The 23,984-nt window shown below is 57.2% G+C and carries 19 protein-coding genes and 3 pseudogenes; 14 read left to right on the forward strand and 8 right to left on the reverse strand.

Annotated elements, in window-relative coordinates:
- Positions 1-42 precede the first annotated feature (42 nt).
- The 10 genes and pseudogenes from N2A41_RS16175 (at position 43) to N2A41_RS16215 (ending at position 13,838) form a co-directional block, all read left to right on the forward strand.
- Complete coding sequence (locus tag N2A41_RS16175; protein WP_260056558.1) at positions 43-405, forward strand: hypothetical protein; 363 nt, start codon at positions 43-45, stop codon at positions 403-405.
- Between the two features lie 380 nt (positions 406-785).
- Positions 786-2,198, forward strand: coding sequence for a DUF882 domain-containing protein (locus N2A41_RS16180; RefSeq protein WP_222386714.1), 1,413 nt, complete (start codon positions 786-788; stop codon positions 2,196-2,198).
- Between the two features lie 499 nt (positions 2,199-2,697).
- Positions 2,698-2,818: pseudogene (locus tag N2A41_RS33330) on the forward strand (NAD-dependent epimerase/dehydratase family protein); the annotation flags it as partial.
- Between the two features lie 359 nt (positions 2,819-3,177).
- Positions 3,178-4,134: an NAD-dependent epimerase/dehydratase family protein gene (locus tag N2A41_RS16185; protein ID WP_162118028.1), complete on the forward strand. Its 957-nt coding sequence runs from the start codon at positions 3,178-3,180 to the stop codon at positions 4,132-4,134.
- Positions 4,135-4,165: 31 nt separating this feature from the next.
- Positions 4,166-5,386, forward strand: a complete 1,221-nt coding sequence (locus tag N2A41_RS16190; protein ID WP_260109236.1) for a glycosyltransferase family 2 protein — start codon at positions 4,166-4,168, stop codon at positions 5,384-5,386.
- Positions 5,380-8,382 carry a trifunctional glycosyltransferase/class I SAM-dependent methyltransferase/polysaccharide deacetylase gene (locus tag N2A41_RS16195; protein WP_260109237.1) on the forward strand — a complete coding sequence of 1,001 codons (3,003 nt, stop codon included), beginning with the start codon at positions 5,380-5,382 and terminating at the stop codon, positions 8,380-8,382. Before N2A41_RS16190 ends, N2A41_RS16195 begins: the two co-directional genes overlap by 7 nt.
- Positions 8,383-8,384: 2 nt before the next feature.
- Positions 8,385-9,461, forward strand: coding sequence for a glycosyltransferase family 2 protein (locus N2A41_RS16200; RefSeq protein ID WP_260111062.1), 1,077 nt, complete (start codon positions 8,385-8,387; stop codon positions 9,459-9,461).
- A complete protein-coding gene (locus N2A41_RS16205) occupies positions 9,454-11,208 on the forward strand; it encodes an ABC transporter ATP-binding protein (RefSeq protein ID WP_162118025.1) in 1,755 nt (584 codons plus the stop codon). The genes N2A41_RS16200 and N2A41_RS16205 overlap by 8 nt, the downstream gene beginning before the upstream one ends.
- Entirely contained in the window at positions 11,205-12,329 is a 1,125-nt protein-coding gene (locus N2A41_RS16210) for a glycosyltransferase family 2 protein (RefSeq protein WP_017965721.1), read from the forward strand. Before N2A41_RS16205 ends, N2A41_RS16210 begins: the two co-directional genes overlap by 4 nt.
- 1,302 nt (positions 12,330-13,631) lie before the next feature.
- A complete protein-coding gene (locus N2A41_RS16215; protein ID WP_004676311.1) occupies positions 13,632-13,838 on the forward strand; it encodes a hypothetical protein in 207 nt (68 codons plus the stop codon).
- 368 nt (positions 13,839-14,206) lie between these two features.
- On the opposite strand, the gene N2A41_RS16220 is transcribed toward N2A41_RS16215, so the two are convergent.
- From N2A41_RS16220 to N2A41_RS33430, 7 genes and pseudogenes are all read right to left on the reverse strand, one after another.
- Entirely contained in the window at positions 14,207-14,455 is a 249-nt protein-coding gene (locus tag N2A41_RS16220) for a hypothetical protein (protein ID WP_017965724.1), read from the reverse strand.
- 103 nt (positions 14,456-14,558) lie between these two features.
- Positions 14,559-15,266, reverse strand: a complete 708-nt coding sequence (locus N2A41_RS16225; RefSeq protein WP_170260584.1) for a TfuA-like protein — start codon at positions 15,264-15,266, stop codon at positions 14,559-14,561.
- Entirely contained in the window at positions 15,263-16,456 is a 1,194-nt protein-coding gene (locus N2A41_RS16230; RefSeq protein WP_017965726.1) for a YcaO-like family protein, read from the reverse strand. The genes N2A41_RS16225 and N2A41_RS16230 overlap by 4 nt, the downstream gene beginning before the upstream one ends.
- A gap of 42 nt (positions 16,457-16,498) precedes the next feature.
- Positions 16,499-16,711, reverse strand: coding sequence for a hypothetical protein (locus N2A41_RS16235; protein WP_017965727.1), 213 nt, complete (start codon positions 16,709-16,711; stop codon positions 16,499-16,501).
- Between the two features lie 20 nt (positions 16,712-16,731).
- A complete protein-coding gene (locus tag N2A41_RS16240; protein WP_260109238.1) occupies positions 16,732-18,579 on the reverse strand; it encodes a peptide antibiotic resistance protein in 1,848 nt (615 codons plus the stop codon).
- A 9-nt stretch (positions 18,580-18,588) separates the two neighbouring features.
- The gene (locus tag N2A41_RS16245; RefSeq protein ID WP_017965729.1) at positions 18,589-19,014 is read right to left on the reverse strand and encodes a helix-turn-helix domain-containing protein; all 426 of its coding nucleotides are present in this window, start codon (positions 19,012-19,014) and stop codon (positions 18,589-18,591) included.
- A gap of 162 nt (positions 19,015-19,176) precedes the next feature.
- A pseudogene (locus N2A41_RS33430) lies at positions 19,177-19,334 on the reverse strand (class I SAM-dependent methyltransferase); the annotation flags it as partial.
- A 239-nt stretch (positions 19,335-19,573) separates the two neighbouring features.
- Between N2A41_RS33430 and N2A41_RS16250 the strand changes: the two are divergent.
- Positions 19,574-20,464: a DUF6030 family protein gene (locus N2A41_RS16250; RefSeq protein WP_260109239.1), complete on the forward strand. Its 891-nt coding sequence runs from the start codon at positions 19,574-19,576 to the stop codon at positions 20,462-20,464.
- A gap of 178 nt (positions 20,465-20,642) precedes the next feature.
- Here N2A41_RS16250 and N2A41_RS16255 read toward each other — a convergent pair.
- A pseudogene (locus N2A41_RS16255) lies at positions 20,643-21,081 on the reverse strand (hypothetical protein).
- A 137-nt stretch (positions 21,082-21,218) separates the two neighbouring features.
- On the opposite strand from N2A41_RS16255, the gene N2A41_RS16260 reads away from it, so the two are divergent.
- Genes N2A41_RS16260 through N2A41_RS16270 form a run of 3 tightly spaced genes read left to right on the forward strand, consistent with a single transcriptional unit; the run spans position 21,219 to position 23,966 of the window.
- Positions 21,219-22,292 (forward strand): endo-1,4-beta-xylanase, encoded by a 1,074-nt coding sequence (locus tag N2A41_RS16260; protein ID WP_017965731.1) that lies wholly within the window; start codon positions 21,219-21,221, stop codon positions 22,290-22,292.
- A 31-nt stretch (positions 22,293-22,323) separates the two neighbouring features.
- Positions 22,324-23,475: a glycosyltransferase gene (locus N2A41_RS16265; RefSeq protein ID WP_260109240.1), complete on the forward strand. Its 1,152-nt coding sequence runs from the start codon at positions 22,324-22,326 to the stop codon at positions 23,473-23,475.
- Positions 23,475-23,966: an acyltransferase gene (locus N2A41_RS16270; protein ID WP_162118018.1), complete on the forward strand. Its 492-nt coding sequence runs from the start codon at positions 23,475-23,477 to the stop codon at positions 23,964-23,966. The genes N2A41_RS16265 and N2A41_RS16270 overlap by 1 nt, the downstream gene beginning before the upstream one ends.
- Positions 23,967-23,984: the final 18 nt, after the last annotated feature.

Below are 23,984 nucleotides of genomic sequence, written 5' to 3' on the forward strand. Positions count from 1 at the left end.
CCATGGGAAACTCGGTTGTCCGTTGAAAACAGGACAAGCAGAATGAAGACCAGCCCTGCCGCGGCTTACGGAGGTTACATGAAACTGGTTCTAGGCAGTGTAATATTGGCGTCTGCCATACTGCTATCCAGCTTGTCGGGATTCGCAGCTTCGGGAGGATGGCATTCCGATGGGCAAGGAACGAGATACTGGCACGTCACTCCACCGCCCGGGCAATGTAATATAAGCCAAGCGAAGAACAGGGCGCTTCGGGCCGGCATCTATCGTAGCGAGATTATACAGCAGGATGATAATGTCATCGTGCTCAGAGGTCTGGATGAATCGGGCGACCGGCGAACGATCGGTTTCGGCAACATCAGGGGGTGCCCCGAGTTGGAAGGGTATGAGGATAGTCCAAACTTCTGAGGACATAGTTAGAGTTTGTTCAGCGAATTTTTCCAGTTCCGACCGACGTGCGCATTTCTGGGCAAGCATCGCGTCTGTACCGATCGACAAGGCTGGCGGATAGCAGCGCATCGGATGCCTCATTCCCAACTGGCCTGCCCTGTTGATCCGGGTTTAAGGTCGAAGCATGTTCTGGTCAGCCGCCAGGTGGGAGTTGAGGTCGCGTGTTCGGGGAGATCGAAGGTCGGGAGCGGTTGTAACCGTTTCAGAGCGGCTGCTCTCCTCCCGCGGGCGCAGGCTCCGACTGCGCTTGGGATGATTCGCATCCTCAATCCGCCGAGCTCACGCATCCACTCGTTAGGAATTTATTGACCATAAGCTGGCTTTACTGAGCGCGATGGATGCGGAGGTTCCCGCACGTCGCCGAGTGTTTGGTGTGGGCGGGATTGTTCGTGTTGAGGTATCCAGTGCAAGGACTATCAGGCGCAGCCTTGGGCGGAATTGCGACACTCCTGTCGCGTGCGGAACGTTTCGTCGCGCAGACCATTCTGCCGGCGCTGTTTGCGCTTCCGGCACTTGTCGGCTCCGCATCATTTGCCTCGGCGGAAGATCGCGCCCTGAAGCTGTTCTTTACCCATACGGGCGAGAGGGCGACGATTACCTACAAGCGGGACGGCAAGTTCGATCCAAAGGGCCTTGCCCAGATCAACCGGTTTCTGCGCGACTGGCGAAGGAACGAGCCGACCCGGATGGATCCCCGGCTGCTCGACCTGGTCTGGGAAGTGTACAAGCGCAGCGGCGGCACGGACTACATCCACATCGTCTCCGCCTATCGTTCGCCCACCACCAACAATATGCTCCGCAACCGCTCACGCACCACGGGCGTCGCCAAGAAGAGCCAGCACATGCTGGGCAAGGCGATGGACTTCTATGTTCCCGGCGTGAAGCTTTCGAGGCTGCGTGCACTTGCCATGCAGATGCAGGTCGGCGGCGTCGGATATTATCCGACCTCGGGATCGCCCTTCGTGCATCTCGACGTCGGCAACGTCAGGGCCTGGCCCCGCATGTCCCGGCAGGAACTCGCTCGAATATTCCCGGATGGGCAGACCATGCATCTCCCGGCCGATGGCCGGCCGCTGCCGGGATACGATCAGGCGATTGCGAACTACAAGAAGCGCGTCGGCCCCACCTCGATCCAGATCGCCAGCACCGCTGGACAAGACGAAGATACAGGAGCGCCGACCACTTCGAGCGGCGACAATAACCTCGTGACGGCGCTTCTGCCTGCGCCCCGAAGCCGAGCATTGAATGCGCTCGCGCTGCAGACGGGCGCGGTCGAGCGCGATGACAAACGGTCCACTGGGGATGTTTCTTCTTTGCCGATTCCGGTACCAGCGATGCGGCCGCCTGCCCTCGAGCACGACGCGGGCGCAGATGACATACTGGAGACTGCGTCGATTGGCCCAATTGCCGTGCTTCCGGATAGGCCGGCGCCGGCATTGCCGACCTACGCCCGCTTCGAACCCCTCGTTGTTGCACACCAGGCCTCCAAATACGGCGCTGAAATGATCGCCTCCCTGCCCATGACCGCTTCCTGGGAAGGAGCCAATTTCTTTGGATCGACGTCCGACGCGGCGCTGATGAAATGGGCGCTGCATTCTCCAGGAGAGCTGATGGGATTGAGCGCGCCTCACGTTTCCCCCCGCACGGTTCATCGCGAGGTCAATGTCGCGACGTCAGGTGAGGATATCATTCCGCTCGCCGCCACAGACCTGTTCGATGCGAGCCGGTTTGCGTCGCCTCCGGAGGGCTGACCTCAATCATCAAGGCTTGATGCGCTGTACGAAGCCGATCGGAAGCGCTGGAACAACCATGGTGAGAACCGGTTGGCGATCCCGAGAAACCAGCCGCCGCCACCCATGCCGAGCGCGATTGACGAGGACATACAGATGCCTCTGGAAACTCTATCGTCAGCGTTAGAATGGCCGCACGGCGGCCAATTCGCACTTTTTAGAAGCTCCTAAAAAACCAGCATGCCTTACAGTCACTCGCGCATCGGCTCGAAAATCGGAATCGATTCTCCGGAACAATGAGGTTGATTCAATGTGTTAATGCGCGATCTCCGCGCCTGAAAAGGACGCGCGTCGAACGACGATGACGAACGTTTCCGCGCGCCCGAAACCCAGACCAAAGTCCGACCCACCCCGGACTTCGTGCCCATACAAAACGTCCGCGCGCTGTAATAACAATAATATATTCTTAAGTAACGAGGCAGGACGATGTGAGAAACGTGTTAATTCCTAGGTCGGCTTCATTGGATCGCATTTATGCCACCGACTTGTACTTAGGAAGTGATATCCAGAAACTGGCTGTTATTGACAATCTTTGCACCGGACCTTTCGAAAATATAACACACTTCAAGGATCCAGTGTTTCCACCGAGCGACATGCTTTTCGATGAGGCACCTCAGCTCTCGATCCGAACTCGTCGGAGAGGTTCTCGATACCATGCCGATTCCTTCGATCGACCCGCAGATGCTGGCGGCCGTCTCATGGAACGGATGGTCGAGATTGGGCAGGTCGTGATGATCGCGCGACGATCATCTGTAGCATCCGTTCCGGCGTGGCCGCTCGTTACCGAACGCGGCAGGGACACGCATCGCCTTAAGGTAGGCACGTATAAGAATTAACATTAATAAGCGAGTATTTCTTAGAAAGACTCTAAGTAATTGTCATGCAATACAGGCGATGCTAATAAGCAAACACCTTATCTCAAGTCACGAGGGGCAAAGCAATGAAAAGCGTATTGATTTCTGGCGGGGCTGGCTTCATCGGATCCCACTTGTGCGATCGACTTTTGCTTAGGAAAGACATCCAGAAGCTGGTCGTTGTCGACAACCTCTGGACCGGGCTTTTCGAGAATATCGCCCACATCAGGGACCCCCGTTTCCACTTCGTGAAATCCGACGTCGAGACGCTGCAGACCTCGGATAAATTCGACGAAATCTATCACCTTGCATCGCCCGCATCGCCGCCGTGGTACATGAAGGAGCCGAAGAGGACGATCTCCGCCAATCTCCTCGGGGCGTTCCGGTTGCTCGACTTGCTGAAGAAGGGCGGGCGTTTCGGTTTCACCTCTTCTTCCGAAGTCTATGGCGATCCTCTGGTGTCGCCGCAGCCGGAATCCTACAAAGGCCAGGTCGACTGCACCGGTCCGCGCTCGTCCTACGACGAGAGCAAACGGTGCACGGAGTCGCTGCTGTTCGAGATGCAGCGTACCCAAGGGCTTGACGTCAAGATCGTTCGCCCCTTCAACATCTATGGTCCCCGGACACGTTCCGACGATGGCCGCGCGGTCTCCAACTTCATCACCCAGGCGCTTTCGGGTCGCCCGATTACCGTTTTCGGCGACGGCTTACAGTCTCGCAGCTGGGGCTATGTCGATGACGTTGTCGACGGTTTCGCGCGCTATTTCTGGATAAATGAAACCGACTATAAGGGGCCTCTGAACGTCGGCAATGATCGCGAGATTTCGGTTCTCGAGGTCGCGCAATATGTCTCCAGACTCGTTGGCGGCGTGCCGATCGTCTTCGAGCCGTCACCGCCGCAGGACCCCACGAACAGACGGCCGGACTTGACCAACGCGCACTATGTCATGCCCGAGTGGTCGTGCAAAATCACCTACGAACAGGGCGTGGCAATGACGCTCGACTGGTTCAGGAACCAAATGAAGGCACACGCGGCAGAATAAGCCATGATGACTTTCGAGACTCGCGTCCTGGATGCAGGTGGCGTATGTTCACGGTGCGATTGAGAGAGTAATAATGCGAGAACCAGTTCCGTCCGATCTCAAGGATATAAGTTTTCCCATACCGATTCACTATCTTGATCTCGCCACCCCTCGCTTCGATGCCGTTTCGCCCCCTGTCTCCAATGGGCTCGTGGTCTTTCTGTCGGATGGTCTTCCGGTAGGACAAGCCTATATCGAAAGGGCCGAGACGGCGGCGGCACTCGCCGAACGTGTCGTGCGACCCGAGACGCTCGAGCATGCGCGTCATGTCGCGCAAACGCCGGTGCGCAACCGCGACGTCAGCATTCTGATTTGCACAAAGGACCGGCCGGAGGAACTACGCCGTTGCTTGGCCTCGATCCCCAAGCAGTCACTCAGCCCCATTGAGATCATTGTGGTGGATAATGCCTCCGCCGGCGAGGCGACGCGTCGGGTGGTAGAGGAATCGGGCGCCACCTATGTCCGTGAAGATCGGGTCGGGCTGGATTATGCGCGCAATGCGGCGGTTCGTGCGGCGAGAACCGAATTCGTCGCGTTTACGGACGATGACGTCGTCCTCCACGAGCGGTGGCTGGAGAACTTGATGAAGGGGTTCGATCTGCCGGAGATCGCCTGCGTCACCGGATTGGTCCTTCCCGGAGAACTCGCAACGCCTGCACAGTTTATCTTCGAAAAGCATTGGAGTTTCGGCCGGGGCTATCTGCGGCAGGATTTCAATCAGGATTTCTATACCAGGGATACACGTTACGGCGCTCCGGTTTGGACGATCGGAGCCGGCGCAAGCCAGGCCATCCGCCGCAAGGTCTTCGACGAGATCGGCCTGTTCGATGTCCGCTTGGACATGGGAGCTGCCGGATGCTCAGGCGATTCCGAATACTGGAATCGGCTCCTCCATCATGGCCATGTCTGCCGCTACGAGCCGACGGCGGTAGCCTGGCACTTTCATCGCAAGGATATGAAGGGGCTCGCCAAACAGATCTACCAATATATGAGTGGCCACGTCGCAGCCCTGCTCGTCCAGTATCAGAACACAGGAAATAACGCCAATCTGCGGCGGATCCTGCTCTCGTTTCCGAAATATTATGCCGGAAGGGTTAAAAGACGGCTTCGCAAAGGTGCGACATCACACGACTTCTTCCTGAAGCAGGAAATGCTCGGAAGCGTAAATGGCGCTCTATACGTTCTGCGGCGATGGAAGAGGCCCGCATGGTAACCGCTGTGAAGCCTGACATTTCTTTCCTCATACCCGCCTATAATGCCGACGATACGCTTGCTGAATGTCTTGCCAGCCTGCAGCAGCAGACGCGATCGAACTGGCAGGCCGTCGTGGTCGATGACGGTTCGACAGACGGCACCTGGGAGCTTATCGAGGGCATCGCAAAAACGGACAGCCGCATTCTCCCCGCCCGTCAGCCGAATGCCGGCGCCGCCGCGGCGCGAAACCATGCCGCCAGACTGGCTGCCGCACCTCTGCTCTGCATGCTGGATGCCGACGATTGGCTGGATCCGACCTTCATTGAAAGCATGCTGCCGGTGGCAGAAGATGCATCTCCAGCAGTGATCTCCTATTGCGCCTACCGCCGTGTCGCCCCGGACGGCAGGCTTATGCAGGTAGAACAGCCTCCCACCCTGACGGGTGATGCCGCCAAGCGCGAATTCTCCTCCTTTTGTGCGCTCGCCATACATACGGTTGTCTTTCCCCGGAGCCTTTTCGAGCTTTTGGGAGGCATGGACGAGACCTTGCAGACCTGCGAAGACTGGGATCTTTGGCTTCGCATGGCCTTTTCGGGCGCCGAATTTCGTCGAGTCGACAGGTGCCTGGCTTTCTATCGCATGAAGTCGGGCTCTCTATCCGGCGATCCGACCAAAATGATGCGTGATGCCATTCTCGTGACAACGAAGGCGCAAGCGCTGCAGATGCAGCAAGGCTTGTCGGCCGAGGAGCCGGAGACAGGTTGGATCACGCCCGCGATCAGCCAGCTGCGCATGCTAGCCTGGGTCGTCGCGGCCAAGCTCGATCCGACTTTGGATATAGCGGCCCTTGCATCGCTCCTGCCTGACATGCCGGACGGCGCGGGCTACGAGAACCTTCTTGCCGGTGTAATTCTGCATGGTTTGCAGACAGGGCTCTTTATCGATCGGGCCGACGATCTCATTGATGTCAGCGATAAATGGCAGCCGACGTTCCTTTTGCTCATCCAGTTGATTCAGAAACATTCCTTCCCTGGCACTGGGCGCAAGATCATTGAGGCCGCTTCCTGGCATATATCGGCCGCAAACCCTTTGCGGTCATTCACGCTTGGCAATGTTCAGGTGGTCGGTGTCGCGCTCGAGACGCTTTCGCGAATTCCCAAGGCCGAACCAGCCGACACGCTCATCATGCATGCCCTGTCCGGCGGACAGCATGTCGGCTCTTTCGTCGGGCCATTCTGGGGCGATCTTTCGATCCGGGCGCAGATCAGGCTGATCATGCATGAGATGCAGGCCGAAGAGCATCTGCAAACACCGCCCAAGCTCGCCTATATGAGCTCCTGGACGAAGGAGGCATTGCGCGGGTACAGAGCCTTCGGTGGCCTCATCATACGAAATGGCCGGCGGCGGGGACGTCTCGAACGGATTTTGGTCCGTACCGGACGCAACGCCCTTCTTGCCTGCGCGCCAAGCGACAAACAAGACAACGACGCCAGGCTGTCCGACATCCTGCGGAATCTCCGACGCGATCCGACTCGACTGCTTTCAGACTCTTCTGGCCCGTGTCCGGAGGAAAAAAATGCGGCTCCCCCTGTTCAGTCGGAAGAAGAGTATTGGGAGCATATCTTTGAGCGCCCGGATCCATGGAATTACGTCTCCGTTTACGAGCAGGTCAAATATGCGCAGACGTTGAGCCTGATCCCGGAAGGGATCGAGAAGGCCCTCGAGCTCGCCTGCGCCGAGGGGATCTTTACCGAGAAGCTGGCGCGGAAGGTCGGTCGGCTGACGGCCACGGATATTTCCCAGCGGGCGATCGACAGGGCCGTCGAGCGGTGCCACGACCACCGCAATGTCGAGCTTCGTGTGCTTGACTTCGTCAGACAAGATCTTCCACCCGAACAGGATCTCGTCGTCTGCTCCGAAGTGCTTTATTACATGAAGGATGAGGAGATGCTTGCCGCCGTCTGCGGTAAGATGGCCGCAGCGTTGAAGCCGAACGGCTACCTGATTACGGCCCACGCGCATATCCGCCGGGACGAACCCACCCGGACCGGTTTCGACTGGGGCAATCCCTTCGGTGTCGGCACGATCAAACAGGTTTTGGCCGCACAGCCTGGCCTGGCCTTGGAAGACACGATCGAAACCGAACTTTACGCCATCCACCGGTTCAGAAAGGGCTCTCTGGCCGATCCTGTGCTGCGGGTCGAGCGGCACGGAACTCCGTTGGACGCCGACGTGGCGAAGCACATCATCTGGGGGCCGGCTGGCGTTGAGCGTGAGGCGGCATGGACAACGGAGGTTACGACCTCGGTTCCCATCCTCATGTATCACAGGATCGCAGACGAGGGCCCCGCGGCACTCCGGCGCTTCCGCACGCCGCCCGAGGTCTTCCGCAAGCAGATGCAGTTCCTTCGGCGCCAGGGTTATTACACGCTGACGGCGCAGGCGCTTACGGATCTGCTGCGCAGCGGCAAGCCGGTCCAGGGCCGGCCCGTCATGCTGACCTTCGACGATGCCTACCTGGATTTCCTGACGGACGCCTTCCCGATCCTTGCCGAGAATGATTTCAGCGCCGACGTATTCGTCGTCACCGATAAAGTCGGCGGTCAATCAGATTGGGATTCTGCCTATGGAGAGCCTGCGCCGCTGATGTTGTGGTCGGATATTCAGCAGTTGCACCAAAAGGGCATCAGCTTCGGCTCCCACCTCGTATCACACACACCGGCCACTGCGATGGACAACGAAGCCTTGTTGGCCGAAGCCATGCTTTCGCGCAATGCGCTGCACAGCCGGCTGGGCACCTCCGTGGAATCCATTGCGCTTCCTTATGGCGCGACGGACTTCAGGGTCCCCGGCATTCTGGCGCTTGCCGGCTATGGGGTCGGCTTCACGACACGGCAGGCGAAAGCCACCTTTTCCGACAATCTCTTCGGTCTGCCACGCCTGGAAGTCCGCGGCGATTGTCCTCTTGAAGCCTTTCCCGAACTTATGGGCCTGCCGGGAGCTTTTATCGGATGACAATAACTGGCGTTGCGGCCCCTCTCATTACCATCGTCATACCGGCTTACAACGCCGAGAGGACGCTTGCCGAAACGTTGAGAAGCGTCTCCAGCCAGTCCTACGACAAGCTCGAAATCCTTGTGGTCGACGACGGATCGCGGGACGGCACCTTCGATCTCGCGAGCGACCACAGCCTGATCGATCGCCGTGTCCGTGTTCTCCGCCAGGAGAATGGTGGGGTTGCGCGCGCGCGCAACCACGGCGTCCGGGAGGCCAGCGGCCTTTACATAGCCCCCGTCGATGCCGATGATTTATGGCACCCCCGGAAAATCGAGCTCCAGCTTGAGGCACTAGGGAAGTTTCCGGACGGACGCGGAGTCGCCTACAATTGGTATGCGGCGATTGACGAAAACGGGATCATTTTCGGTCATTCGCGACCAGTCCTGCATCAAGGGAATATCTTCGAACCTCTGTTAAGGGAAAACTTCATCGGCAATGGCAGCACGCCCTTGATGCCGCGGGCGGACATTCTTCGCTGCGGCGGCTATGACGCCAGCCTGCGCGACAACGGCGCCGAGGGATGCGAAGATCTGAAACTTTATCTGGCTTTGGCCGAAACCTTGCCCTTTGCGCTGGTTCCCGATTTCCTGACCGGTTATCGTTTCACCAAGGGAAATATGTCCAGCAACGCTTATCGGATGCTGAAGTCCCACGCCCTGGTGATGGCCCCGATCATCACGCGCTATCCGCATTTTACGCGTGACATCAAGACAGCCGAATTCAACACGGCGCGCTGGTATTTCGCCAAGGCGTTTCTCGGCAGCGATTTTGCCCAGGTCAAAAAGCTGGCGCCGATGATGGTCAGCAAATATTCCTTGCGCCTTATCGCCCACGGCGTGCAGCAGGGCTGGCGCCAGGCGAAACGCGGCCTCCGGATGGCAAAGCGCGTCCTCGGCAAGTCTTCGGCGCGGCCGAAAACCCGCGTCGCGAACGCGCCGCTTCCGCAACCCGGAACAGCATTCAGCGATCGTTTCATAGCCGTGCCTGCCAAAGAGGCAACCGGTCTGACCACTTCCCGGATGGTCAACAATGAATAGGTTTCGAAAGCCGCCTTCCGCTAAACCCGCAAGAGCCTACAACCTGGTTGTAGCGGCTCGGTTCCGCGAGCTTCTGCAACTCGTACCGGCACTGCGACTCAAGATGACAGTGATGATCATCCTGGGAATTCTTACCGGCTTCTCGGAAATGGTCGGCATCACCTTTCTGGTCAGCCTCGTCTTTCTTCTCGGGCAGCAAGGTCCCGCTTCCGGCTCCGCCGTTGCATGGCTTCCGGCGTTTTTCGGCGGCATTGACCTCAGTCTCTCGAAGCCTGTCCTGATCGGCATCCTGATCGGCTCGATCCTGTTTCGGATTTTTCTCGGATGCGCCAATTCGCTCATTGCAAGCGCTGTCAACCACCGAATTAGCGACCGCATGCGAGACCGTCTCTACGCCAAGGTCTTGACCATGCCGTTTCAGCGCTTTCAGGATTACGAGCGTAGCGACCTGATCAACGTTATCGCGACCGAATCCCATGCAGTGTCGTCGGCGCATGCCAGCCTGGTACGACTGGGAGTGAATTTCGGCACGATTGTGATTTTCGGCGTCGGCATGCTGGTAATGGCCTGGCCGATCGCGTTGCTCGCCCTCGCCTTCGGTTTCATCCATAATTTTGTATTGGGTTTCTTTGCCGGTGCCTACCGCCGTCTCGGCGCCTCTGCATTGGCGGCAGTGGAAGCATTGACGCAACTGAGCTGGACAACGCTACAGACTTTGAAAGCCGTCAAAAGCTTCGGCATGGAAAAGCGTCATCAACAACTCTTCGCGGCGCTTTCCAACGACGTCGGCCAGACCTGGCGGCGGTCGGACTGGATGGGAGCGATAACCTCGCTTCTGAGCGAAATTCTGACCTTCGGGGTCATCCTGACGATCATTCTGTCTTCGGAGTTCCTGCCGGTCGATTTCAAGGCGGCGCTCTCGGCGACGATCCTTCTTTACAGGCTTCAACCGCATATCAAGGGATTTGATTCCCAGATTCTCAGCCTTTACGAGATGGAAGCGTCCCTGCAAAACGTCCTGGCGCTGCTATCAGAGAAAGATGACATCAAGCAGGCTTCGCAAGGGGAAAAGGTAAGCCGCCTGGCGGAGGCGATTGTCTTCCACGACGTCTCGTTCGCCTATGAGCGATCGAACGCACCGGCGGTTCACAATCTCAGCTTCTCGATCAGGGCAGGCGAGACGACGGCTCTGACGGGGCCGAGTGGCTCCGGCAAAACCACAATCCTCAACATGATTCTCGATCTCAACCCGCCGACCCGGGGCCTGATCACGGTCGACGGCAGGGATCTGACAACCATCGACCGTTCCAGCTGGCTGCAACTGCTCTCCGTGTCGGGCCAGGACGTTGAACTGATGGAGGGTACGGTCCTCGACAACATCCGGTTCCGTCGCGATATCTCGGAGCAGGATATCCGCTGGGCGGCCGATGTGGCCTGCGCAACGGAGTTCATCAAAGATCTGCCGTATGGCTTTGATGAATGGCTGGGTGACGAGGCGATCCGGCTTTCGGGCGGGCAAAGGCAGCGCATAGGCCTGGCGCGCGCGCTCGCCGGCCGGCCTCAGATCCTGCTGTTGGACGAAGCAACAAGCGCGCTCGACGAAGAGACCGAGATGCGGGTGTTTTCGGCGATGAAAGAAGACGCCGGCAGAACACTGATTGTCGTCAGCCATCGGCCCGCTGTGGCCAGGCTGATGAAGAACCGGATCGATCTCCGCCCGCCCGCACCCACATCTAAGCTCGGGTGACGGACATGGATGTGTCAACGATGTCAGGTGTTCGGGTGGCGGTCGTGATCCCTGCCTATAATGCCGGAGAATACCTTGCCCAGACGCTCCAATCCGTTGTCGACCAGACCCACAAGGCGCTTGAGATCATCATCGTCGACGACGGCTCGACGGACGAGACGCCCTCGATCTGTCGCCGTTTCGCCGCGAGTGATTCAAGGATCCGAATTCTGTCGACCGAAAACCGTGGCGTCGCTGCGGCCCGCAATACCGGGATCCAGGCATCGAAATCCGACTTTATCGCCTTCCTCGATGCAGACGACCTATGGCATTCGACCTATATCCAAAGAATGCTCTCGGCTCTCCAGCCTTTGCCGGACGCCTGGGGCGCGGTCTATGCGCTTCACCGCTTCATCGATACCGAAGGATATTGCACAAGATCCGGTTCGTCGCTGAACGCCCGAGACAGCATTCTCAACCGTCATCTCGTATTCCGCTTCGTCGGCAATGGCAGCGGCTTCATGGTTCGCCGCGCTGTTATCGACAAGATCGGCGGCTACGATTCAAGCTATGCCAGAAAGGGGATTGGAGGATGCGAGGATTTCGATTTCGAACTCCGCACCGCTGAACATTTCAAGATCGAGACGGTGCCGTTGGGTCTGGTGGGCTATCGCTCACATTCCGCAGCTATGTCTTCAGACAGGTCACGGATGGCGCGATCGCTTCTGGCGGTGACCGAGCAATGCATCGCCCGCAATCCTGAGCTTCCGGCTTTTGTCATCAGTTGCGCCCGCGCGTCGGCGCATCTTTATGCATTCTCAAAATTTGCCGCTTTGAAAGATTGGTCCAGCGCTGCGACCTCGCTCAAACACATTTATCATCATAGCCCAATGCTCGCCTCCGGCATCCTCGCCAGGCTGCTCTTTTCAAAAGCTGGCAGAGCCACACGCCGGGCGTTGTCGAAAGTCTGGCCAGCGAGGGAACAAAAGCAAAAGAATCTCAGGAAATTCGAAGAGATAGACCCGCTTCTCCCCTTGGTCGGTGGTTGGTCTCGCTTCAGAACGAAGGCATTGCTCAGCCGCTTGTCTGAGATGGATCGGTCTGGCGAATGCTCTGTGGCGACCTCATCGCAGGAGGCTTGATGTCTGTCGGCTGAACGACTGTCGATGGCGTTTTTCGCTCGGCCGCTATGTCGCGCCGAAGAGATCGAGCACCGTCAAACATTCAGAGGTTTGACAACGCCTCCCGTCCATCAGCCTGGTGACTATCTCGCTATTTTGTACTACGAGCTTTTATTTTAACGAAGAATAGCAATTGCTAAAAAAGAGAGTAATCTACAGAAGGAAGAACTACCCCAATAATAATCTTCGACAATGTCGATTTTAACTGCAATCATACCTGCGTACTGTGCAAGCATTCCGACTGGAGGACCCGCCAACCACCCCGGCGGGTCCTCAACTTTCCTTCTCGACCGGTTGCACAAATGCAATCGCCATTAACTCTGCATCAGCATAGATAGATCTTACTTCGGACGACGATATTACGCTGTTGAGATCGGCTTGATGAGAAAATCTCGCATCATCGGCAGGTGACGGTCGAAGTGCCGGCTCTCCTGCTTAATACTTCGATCAAAATTTCAATTGAGCGCGCGATATTTTGGGATCTGCAGTGAAATTTCGGAGACGGAGCAATCCATCATAAAGTTGATATTGCTTTTCAATAGAAATTAATAAGTATCGATGCCGCTATTAGAAAATGCATCCTCTGATTATTTCTTGATATAATTTTAACCGCCTCACCACTGGCATCTAAATACAACCATTATCTGAAAGCCATAAATTTTACCTTTTGATAAATTTTTTTGTTATACTCAATTATTGTTACCAGTTTAATTAGTTCCTTCATTTCATAAGCATCGGCGTTCAGGTTTCGCGCGAGGGCTGGAAATCTCCCGAAAGCTATTTTCCTCCCCCCGGTTCTCAACGATCGGACAACCTGCCGGCACACTGGTGATGTTGTTACGGCCGATGGCCCCAATAGTCCTGGGGCTGGTCGCGCGTGGAAAAGTTGCCGATGCAATTCAACATCGCCGCACGAAACATTAACATTCTGATACATAACGATATTATATAGGACCGGCCAATTCAGCCCAACGGCATTCGGTCTGTCATTTCAAAGGCCGGCATATGGGGCTGTACTTGCCAACGGAAATACCGATGCAAAACCCGCGGCGTAAGAAATGCCTATCCTCTAGGCGAGCCGCCTAATACGAAACAACTGATATGCTTGGACGAAGTTGGACGGTCCTGATTCATTACATCAAAGGCCCCGACCTGTGTCGAAATGGTCGCACCTCGCCCGCGAATTAACCCTTCATAAAGCATTTGCTTGCTCAACTTATAATTTGTGTCATGGTCACTGTAAGTAGCGAGGGAGCCGACCTGATGAGTGATATGGCATCGCAGATTCCGGAATTTGGTTACGATGAGCGCGTGATGATCTGCCGGAAGCAGATCGAAAAGGCGGTCTATCAGTTCATTGCAAATACGAAGGTCGAGGGATGCGATCCAGCGGAAGTCGCAATGGCCATCGCAGACATTGCCGACGATTACATTTTACTGCTGGCCCAGAAGCGCAATTTGACCCATTGAGGTCAATGGATCGGCCGTCAATCGGCCGATCGTCCGCACGATGTGCGTGACCCAAAATCGCCGCCGCTTTTCTGCCCGGAGGCAACGTCAACGGAATCGTTTACGGATTGCGCCGAAACCATCCGAGCGATGATGTCGAACAGCGTTTGAATAAACCGCCCAACCACACTCAACAGCGCATGCGTCCGCCCTGAACGAACCGGGCTTCTCCCAATCTATAATTCGCGCCAGCTCACAGAATGGATTTCGATTGACCGCTCACCGGACCAACATATGCATAACCCCGGAAATCGATGCTGATTTCCGGGGTTATGCATGGATTTGAAGTGGTAGAGCGTTCCAGCGCGTCCGATCGGACGCATGCCGGTCTAGTGGCTTCTGACGCTCACTTGCGGAACCGGGGAGCTCAATTCAGCCAATTCCCTGGTCAAGCCCTCCCCGACCTCCTGCTTCACTGCCTCGAGCGCAAGGTCGAGGCAATTCGTCGCGAACGGCAGTTTGACATCCTGGGCGACCTGTCGCGCATAGGCGATCATCCGCGCCAATGCGACGAGCTCTTCCACACCATCTTCCGCCCTTTGGTCTGCTTCTACATTGCCAACCGATGTCACGCCCATGTCCCATTTCCCCAATGAATTGAAGGAATGATACGCGCCTAGACGTGATCCACCCCGTGAAAAAAGCGTGACACAACTCCCGGTGACTATTGCCGGCTGCGATTCACAATGCAGGGCGCGTGCGGAATGAAGTTTGGCGCAGTTTCCAGGGCAGATCGGCATTCGACCGAATATCGCGAACGTCCTGCACGGCTTTCAACAATTCCAAGGCATCGATGCGTTTCTGGTCGACGGCATTCGACAAAAGTGCCGCCATCAGGTGCGGACGATCCTGCTCGGCCAGCCCTGCACATTGCTCGACGACCGCCCGCCAAGTTCGCTTCTTGAAGAAGATAGCGCCTGCGGCATCCTCCAGCTGTTGGCGCAACCGACTTTCCAGCAGTCCGCTATCCTCCATCATATCGAGCGTTGCGCTGACATTGACGAGCGGTATCGTGAGCGGCTTGCTGCCCAGCGCGCTCGGCGCGTGAGTGAGTGCGACCGCGGCATCGTCGACCAGCCGGCCGATGCGATAGTCTTCGAAAATGCGTCCGATCCCGATCATGCCGAACGGATGGCATTCGGCAGCGCGCAACGCACCCATGCTTGCCGCCCCGAGAACCGCGACGCCCAGCGAAAGAGCATGGAGAATTTCCTTGTGCCAGACCGGTGCGGTATATTCGAAGCCGCCGTCGATCAGGCCGATGACATTGGCGCCCTGTTCCACCGCCGCCAAGACATCGCCCTGCGTCGCAGGCGGCAGGACGCATATCCCCTCGCCGGCAAGCGACGCCGCATCGGGAAGACTGGGACCTGCGAAAATGATCTTCAAAACCCTATTGCCCTGGCAAGCGCCCTTGTTCCGAACCGCTGGGCACGCTCCCCCTCCGGATTTTCGAGCTCGGGGATGACAATCTTGACGACACTGAAGGGAAGCGTGTCGTCGCTGAGGCGCACGGCGATCACCGAAGCGATCCGCCTGCCGCGTAGCTGGTCAAGCACATGCTGCAGCAAGCGGGCCAGATCCTGCTGCCCATGTCTGGCAACCGCATCAAGGCCGATGGCGGCAGCCGGCGGTGCGGCAACCGCAGCGAAGGCCTGCCGCATCAGCGGCGGCAAGGATCGTGAGAAAGTTGCGGGAGAGATATCGTCGCGGGCTCCGCTGATATAGGTCAACCGAGATTGCACGGCTTCCGTCACCGCCCGAATGGCCGCGCGCACGGGAGACGGGTGAGCGCCGGTGCCGCCGGTCACCTCGACGAGGCGAATGTCCCTGTTTCCGTGAAGGTCCCGGGAACCAAGCACGGCATCCCCAGGACCCAGCATGGCGGTGAAACAGGGGATTGCGATGTCGCTGGTGATATCGAAGAGCCTGAGCGCCAATCCCGATGTTTCGATCTTGTCGATCAGCCCGTCCAAAGCGACGTCCTGGAAGCCGCGGGGATCGACGCAGCCGGCATAACGATCCGCTTCCGCGCCCACCTGCCACAGCACATGGGCGTCACGCTCGATACGCTCCAGAACGCCATGAAAGATCGCCTCCTCGGCATTGTTTCCCGACGCCAGGCCGTCTGAAGACATCCAGTATCGCGCGTCACGCGTGCGGTCGAGCACCACCGCTTCAAAGGGGACATAGACCTCCTCGCCGGTGAGGATATCGATGCCGGCAACCCATTCCGTCTCCTCGTCCGGTCCAAGATCGGGTTTATGAAGAGCGGTCAGGCAGTTCAGCGTGTCGGTCTTGCATCCCATCGCCTGCAGACGGGAAGAGGTGCCGTGGACGAGATCGACGGCGGGTTCGCCGGCAACCGCCCGTTCGAGGGCTTCCATGATAGTGGATACTTTGGCGTCAATATCGGTCAGGCCCTTTCCCTGGGCAATCACGATCGAGCGGGAATTCGGGGCATATGCGCACCAGACGGGGATTCCGATGTCGTCCAGTCCGGTATGTCGCGCAACCCTGGTAATGCCGAACCCGGCCAAAAGAGGTTCGACGCGGGAAAGGGTTTCTCGCGGCGACATGATCCTGTCGGAATATATGGACCGATCCGTCAGAATGCCGGCTCAGCCGTCGACGTGACCGGAGAGGGCAACCTGCGCCGACGAGACGGCAACGGCAAGGTCGACGCCCTTCACAAATGTGCCGCCGGCTTTGCGCAGGTCGTTCGCGGTCGCCAAATCCCCCGTCGGATTGAGAGGCTTGACCGCACCTGCGCCGAGATCGGCAAGCCAAAGATCCGCCTCACCGGGTATACCTACAATGACAGCTTTCGCCATGTAATGCCCCTAAGCTATTGTTAAAAACCGGCCTTCAATAGGCCCTCCCGATACAGCTCTTTTTGCCAATGCTCTTTGAAGGGAACGATGGCAAGCCATTTCTCGACGTCGAAGGCCGGGTTGATGCTTGCGACCCGTTGCCGATGGAAAAGCGCCCGTTTTCGATCGCCGATCATTGCGCAACTGGCCGCAGCAATGCGATGGGCCGGCGCTTTGTCTTTCATCGCCTCGACATAGGCGATGGCCTCCTCGTATTGTTCCAGGAAGAAACTCGCTCCCGCAGCACACCAGAGATAGGCGTCAGGCGCAATCGGATTGAGCGAAATCGCCTTTTTGATCTTGGCGAGCGCATCGCCCGGGCGGGATGCATGCACCAGCGTGTCGGCATGGCTGTAGATGACATCGGCAAAATGCGGGCTGAGTTCTTCCGCCAGATGAAGTGCGGCGACACTGGCATCGACATCGCCGAGATAGAGTTTGGTGACGCCAAGCTCGCGATGACCCGCCGCCGATTCTGGATCCCGCTCGATGGCCCGAAGCGCATTCTGCTCGGCCAGATGCAGCAGTTCGTTGTTTCCCTGCGCCGTCACGAGCCACTCGCTGGTGAAGGTCCTGGCCAGCCCGGTAAATGACGGAGAAAAATCTAGCTTATGCAACAGGGACTGCTTGAATGCCTTCCTTGCCCGGCGGATATGCGGCAACGTCAACCTGCTCATCAGGCTCGAGCCGACGAGATAGGAATGATAAGCTTTCGGGTTGGCTTCGAAGCGTAGTCGCTCTTCCTCGTTTTCAGCCAGCTCGCTTGCCACCGATAAGGTCAGTTGCTGCGCGATCAACCGTCTTTGCCGTGGCAATATATCGGGCGTCATCGCAAAGCGATTGGCCCAGATAATCTCGTCCGTGGGAAAGTAAACCAGCTGGGCGAATAATCCCTCTTCGGAAAGCCTCGTATCCAGAAGATAGGCGATCGAATGACGCGCGACCACGGCAGCCTTCTCGGAATCGCGGCGGATCTGGCCGGCCGTATGCGGCGCGACGATGGAAATGTTTCGTAGCGCGCAGAGTTCGATTGTAACGTCTTCGATCAGGGCGTTGGCAAGCGCAAGTCCGGCATCGACATGTTTCGATGTCGGAGGAAGCAGCACCAGGCGAGGCAAGATCAGCGGTATCGGCGATATACGTTCGATGTCGGCAGCTGTCTGACCACCGGCCTCTGACCGCTTCACCTGTACCCGGGCATGGTCGTCGCCGTTCGGCAATCTCTCATTGAGGGACGAACCGCCGGATAGCCGGTGCAGCAAGGCTCTGACCTGCTCGTCATTCGGATCCCGTTCGAGGATCTGCAGGCCGGCGCTGGAAATGGTGCGCGCCGCGCCGGGCTTTTGCGCGTCCGGCAGCGCATCCAGCAGTGCCTGCCGCAACTGCAGCGCCTGAGCGTCCCGTTGCGCCCTGATCCACGCTTCTATCAGCTTTGTCGCTGGTTTGATATTTCCGATGAAGCCGCGCTGGGTCAGTTCGGCGATCGCGTTCAGCCGCTCCAGCGGCGAACCGCCTGTGCGAAAGATATCCAGATCGCTGGAAACTGCCTGCGTGTCGAGACGAACCGTGGTGGCGGTGAAATCAAAGGGCATTTCCGCGCGTCCGCCGTCTGTATCGCGGATGCGGGAAAGCAGTTTGCGCAGATTGAGCCGCGCCAGGTCAGCTTCGACGTCGTTCCATAGAAACTGAGCCAATTCATAACGGCTGAGTTCATGGTCCGCGCCGGCATAGAGATGGGCCATCATCAACAGGCCCTTGATCGGATAACGAACCGGGTCGCCATTCGTCTCGATCAACCGCAGATCGCCGAATGTCTGCAGATGGAGCACGATCCGTCCTCAGCTGTTCACAACCGAATCGTGCAACTCACTGTCGCTTTCAGGCAACCCCGCGGCTGCCAGGCTTTTGGCCAACGCAACCAGCTTTTGCCTGATATTCGGGTCCTCGATGGCGATGAATGCCTTGTTGAGCGCCAGCCCCTCCTTCGAGGACAAAAACTTGTTCAATTCGCTCGTCTCGCCCTCGATTGGTCCGGCGCCGCCATTCTCGAAGAAAAAGCCGACGGGCACGCGAAGAATCTCGGATATGCGCTGAAGGCGGCTGGCGCCTATTCTATTCGTTCCTTTTTCGTATTTCTGGATCTGCTGGAAGGTGATGCCGAGAAGTTCGGCCAAGCCGTTCTGGGTCATCCCGAGCGTCTTCCGCCGAACTCTCACGCGGTTGCCAACATAGACGTCGATCGAATTCGGCGATTTAGCCTTCATGTGAATTAGTCTCCCGCGTTATCAGCACGCCCAGCTGTATAATGGAGAGTTTAAGCAAGAATGCAACTAAAAGTAAATATTTCGTAAGGGTTTTTTTCAGCCGTGCACCAGTAAAAGCAACTTGTGGATTATTGCAACGGGGTGCCATTTGGCGCGGTGCTGCTATCGCGCATGTCGCAGCGGACGAATCCCGTTCGAAACCAGCGCCGCTCCGACGCCGTGTCTAAGAGGCTTTTGCGCAACAGCGATCATCGACTTGGCGAAAACGGCAATCCTTCCAACATATTCAAACGAACATTGTCGAAGCCGGTATCCAAAATATGCAGCGCGCCTTCCTGATGACGAGGCACAAAGGTGCCCAATTGCCGACACGAAGCCAAAGATATTTAACGGCTGAATGTATATGCTGGATCTAGAGCAATTCCAGCAAAAGTGCGCAGCGGTTTGTGTCCGGAGTTGCGCAAAAACAAAAAGATACAGGGTTCCGTGGCTTGGAGAAAAACGGAAATGCTCTAGCCAGCCCGATCGAAACCCTTCTCGCGCGCCGGAGAAGACAAGCTTGCCTGATAATTCGTCGTCCGCATATGCGAAACAGCCGGTGGGAAAACCGCGGATTCCCGTGGTCTTCTGGTTGCTGCTGGCGATTTCCCTCTCACTGGTCATGGGGACGGTGCTGCTTTCCAACGACATGAAACACTTAAAGACAGTCAGCCATTATTTTGGTTTCGATCTCTTTCCCCATGAGGTGAGGCCGCCTCCACCCAAACCCCTTCCCCGCCCGACGCCCCCAGCCAGCTTTAAGCTTCCCTTGCATGCCATCGAACCGCCGATGGTAGAGGCCGCGTCGACTTTTCTACGGACATGGCGGATATCCGGCGCCGCGATGTGTGCGGCACTGCGCAATGCCGGCATCGAGACCAGCGATTGGGCAGCGGCGAGCTTCAACGCCGATACGTTCGAGTGCTTTTTCGAGCAGAGCGGCAAGCGGGAAAAGGATCAGCTCCCAAAGTCCATCTTCGTCATCGTTCGCGGCAACGCCGCCGGCACGATCAACAATATGCGCGTGAAAATCATCAATCCCGAGACTGATCGAAATGGCCAGCTCGATCCCGGCATTCTGCGAATTTTCGAAATCATGCTGCGGCAACCGCAGTGGCTCGATTTTCACGAAACCCTGAACGCGATCAAGAATCTGAGGGACATCAAGGAAGACGGATTCGGAGCCAGCATCAGCTTCACCCGCGAGGTGCTCAATCCCGGGAATTACAACTTCACACTCTCGCTGGATGCGACTTCAGGAGCTCAGAAAAGAACGAGAAATTATTTTTCCGGCAGAATATGGTTGCCATTGCCGGACCCCGCGGTCGAGACCGGCAGCCCACAACCGGAAGCAGTCTCCAGGCCTCCCGATGCCGAGGCCCCGGCAGAAAGTCGGGAACACCCGCATTAGAGCCCCTGCGCAGTTTCAGACGCACAAAGGACGCTTTAACTCTTTCAATCCTCGCATCAGCAAAACTGTGCAACGGTTTCACAGGACTTGCGCGAAAACAAAGAGATAGAGCATCTTCGCGACCTGGAGAAAGGCGAACATGTTGTCGATTTCCGGTTTCGCCCCAAGCAACGGCCTGTCACGCCATGTGACTTACATCGTCACGATGTCTGGCCAGAATCTTGTAGAGCTTTTCAAACTGTCCGCACTCGGCCGTTCGGTGCTGTCCCCACCCGCCAGGCGCCAGACACGCTCGGCACTGAGGTCCTGTGTAACTTGCACAAGGTCATCGTTCAGCGAGCGAATGACGATCTCCGATCGACGCAGCCGCCACGACATTCTGACGATCACTGCGAACGGGAGGAAAATGACGCCAACGATGCCGAGAACAAGCGCAGCGAACTGCCGGTCATCGAGAAGAGATAGATCGTTTCGGACGGTCGCCATAAAAAAAACGGCATTTTGAAATGCCATATAAAATAGCTCGTCAGATAGCTAGACCAATCTTCCATCACCGGCGCCCTCCCCCAGCGGTCTATATCTTGGAGTATGCTGAAAAGTCCTGCAGACACTGACAATGCCCCTGCCGGGAAAGTATATTTGAGGTTGCATTAGCCTGCTGAATTGAACGCGAATCCCCTGGCGGATCGGTGCCCACGAGCTCGGTCCTTCAAATTCCACCGCGGACATGAAAAAGCTAACAGAGAGAGATAGAATGAATAGAAGACGTTTCCTCGCCTCGCTTCCGCTCGCGCTGTTATATGTTCGTGCAGGCCAGGCCTTGGCACAGGTGCCTGCCGCTGCAGGCTTACGCGCCCTTGCCGACAAGAAGTCGTTCCGATTCGGATCGGCAATCGACCTGCAAAACATCAACGATCCAATCGCTTCCGAGATCTACATCGACAACGTCAATTCGATAACGCCGCGAAACGAGCTGAAGTGGAATGCGACGGAAAAGAGACCAGGCGTTTTCAGCTTCGGCAGTGCCGACCGCATGGTTGCATTTGCACGCAAAAACAACATGAAGGTTTATGGCCATACGCTGATCTGGTATCGCGTCCCCGGCTGGGTGTCTGATATCACGGACGCAAAGACCATTCAGGCGGCGATGAACCGTCATATAAAACAGGTTGTCACTCGCTATAAGAACTCGATCGATGCTTGGGATGTGGTCAACGAACCGTTGGAGTATGATGCACCGGATCTGCGGGATTGTGTTTTCCGACGCCTTCTTGGCGACGATTATATTCGTATGAGTTTCGACATGGCGCACCAGGCCAATCCCGACGCAACGCTGGTACTCAACGAAACGCATCTGGAGAAAAAATCCGACGTGTTCGAACAGAAGCGCGCGCGCATCTTGAAAATCGTCGAGGATCTCGTGGCAAAAAAAACGCCGATCAATGCGGTGGGGCTGCAAGCGCATTTCCGCCCCGGACTCGACCGGATCGATCCGGAAGGAATGGGGCGCTTCTGCGCGGCGTTGAAGGACATGGGTGTCGGCGTTTTCATCACCGAACTGGATGCGTCCTGCCATTTCCTGAACCGCGACAAAGCCCTCACGCCGGCATCCTACGCCGATATTTTCAGTGACGTGATCACCGTGGCGGCCGAACATGGCGACTTGAAAGGCGTGACAGTATGGGGCATGTCGGAAAAATACGGCGAGCGCGATGAGAAAGCGGCCGATCCCGCCGCCGCTTGCACGAAGCGTGTTAATCTTTACGACGAAAATAATGCGCCAAGAAGTGCGGTTGACGGTGTCCGGCGGGCAATAGAGGCGATGTGATGCATAAGACAACGGAGACGCGAACAGATTCATGAAAAAAGCCGTTATTTATGTGGAAAAATTTTTGCCTGCCAGCCAGGCATTTGTTCTCAACCAGGCGGTAGCGTTTCGTACTTTCGAAGCTGAAATTCTTGCCGGCTCGCGAATTTCTTCGGCGCATACAAAAAAATCCACTGTTCCGGTTCATGACATCCGTCGGTCTCCCATTGCGCGGGCCGGTGAACTGCTGCTGAAAATCCCGCAGATCGGCCTTCCCTTCCTCTTTCCTGCGATCGGCAAAGCCGATCTCGTTCACGCCCATTTCGGTAAGAACGGCTATGTCATTGGCCCGCTGGCCCGGGCCGCCGGCAAGCCGCTCGTCACGACGTTTCACGGCTTCGATGCCACCTATCGCGGCGACCCGAAAAAGCCGGGCGGCTTCAATCAGGTGCGTTTCTTCGCCAAGGGCCGGAGCGAGATGGCCGGCTGGAACAGCTGGAACATCGCCGTTTCCGATTTCATCCGCGACCGGCTGCTGGCCCTCGGCTTTCCAGCCGAACGCGTCTATCGCCATCATATCGGCATCGATCTCGATCTCTTCAAAATGGAACCCCGCCCCCGAAAAAAAGGGCTCGTGGTTTCAATTGCCCGCTTCGTCGACTATAAGGGCCATCGTTTCATGATCGATGCGCTTTCGCGTGTGGCTGCCGCCGGCACCCCGGTCGAATTCGTCATGGTCGGCCAGGGTCCCTTGAAGGAGGAAATCGAAGCACTGGCGCGTCGTTCCTTGCCAAGCGTCACGATCCATGAAAATCTGTCGCAGACTGAGATAAGAGATCTGCTCGCCAGTGCGGAGCTTTATCTCCATGGAAGCGTGACCCTCGACAATGGTCACGCCGAAGCTTTCGGCCTCGCAAATCTCGAGGCGGAAGCCGTCGGTACTCCGGTCGTCGCATTTCGCTCGGGAGGCGTCGGCGAAGCGATCGAAGAGGGGAAAACTGGTTATCTCGTGGAGGAGCGGGATGTCGCGGGAATGGCGGACGCGGTCGGAAGACTGCTCAACGACCGGACCCTGTGGACAGCCTTTAGCGCGCGGGCACCGCTTCTGGTGGCCGAGCGCTTCGACTTACGTCGTCAGACGGGGACGCTCGAGGACTATTACAGTTCCGTGCTAGACGAATTTTCCAGCCGGGGTCGGACTTGATGGTGCAGACAGGAAAAAAGCCGAAGTGGGGACTGAACGTATTTCGGCCACTGCGGAACGGATTTGTGAAGGCCAAGTGGCTCTATTATACGAAATTCTGGGGAATGGATATCGATCCGACGGCGAGCTTTTCCTTGAGCGTGCGTTTCGACAAGACCAACCCGAGGGGATTGCATATCGGCGCGGAAACTTACGTTGCCTTTGAGGCTGCGATTCTGACCCACGACCTCACACGCGGGCTCTACCTTCACACGAGGATTGGCAAACGCTGCTTCATCGGCGCCCGCAGCATCATCCTGCCCGGCATCGAGATTGGCGACGAATGCGTCATCGGCTCGGGCTCGGTGGTGACCAAGAGCATTCCACCGCGCTCGCTCGTGGCAGGCAACCCTGCAAAGATCATCCGCAGCGACATCGAAATAATCTCCCGCTACGGCCGGATGGATCCCGACAGTGGTTACCGTCCCGATGCGGAATTCCAGAAAAGCTGAGCGGCCTTCGGACGCGTC

Origin of the sequence: Rhizobium sp. SRDI969 (assembly GCF_025152725.1) — a bacterium.
Lineage (GTDB): Bacteria > Pseudomonadota > Alphaproteobacteria > Rhizobiales > Rhizobiaceae > Rhizobium > Rhizobium leguminosarum_I.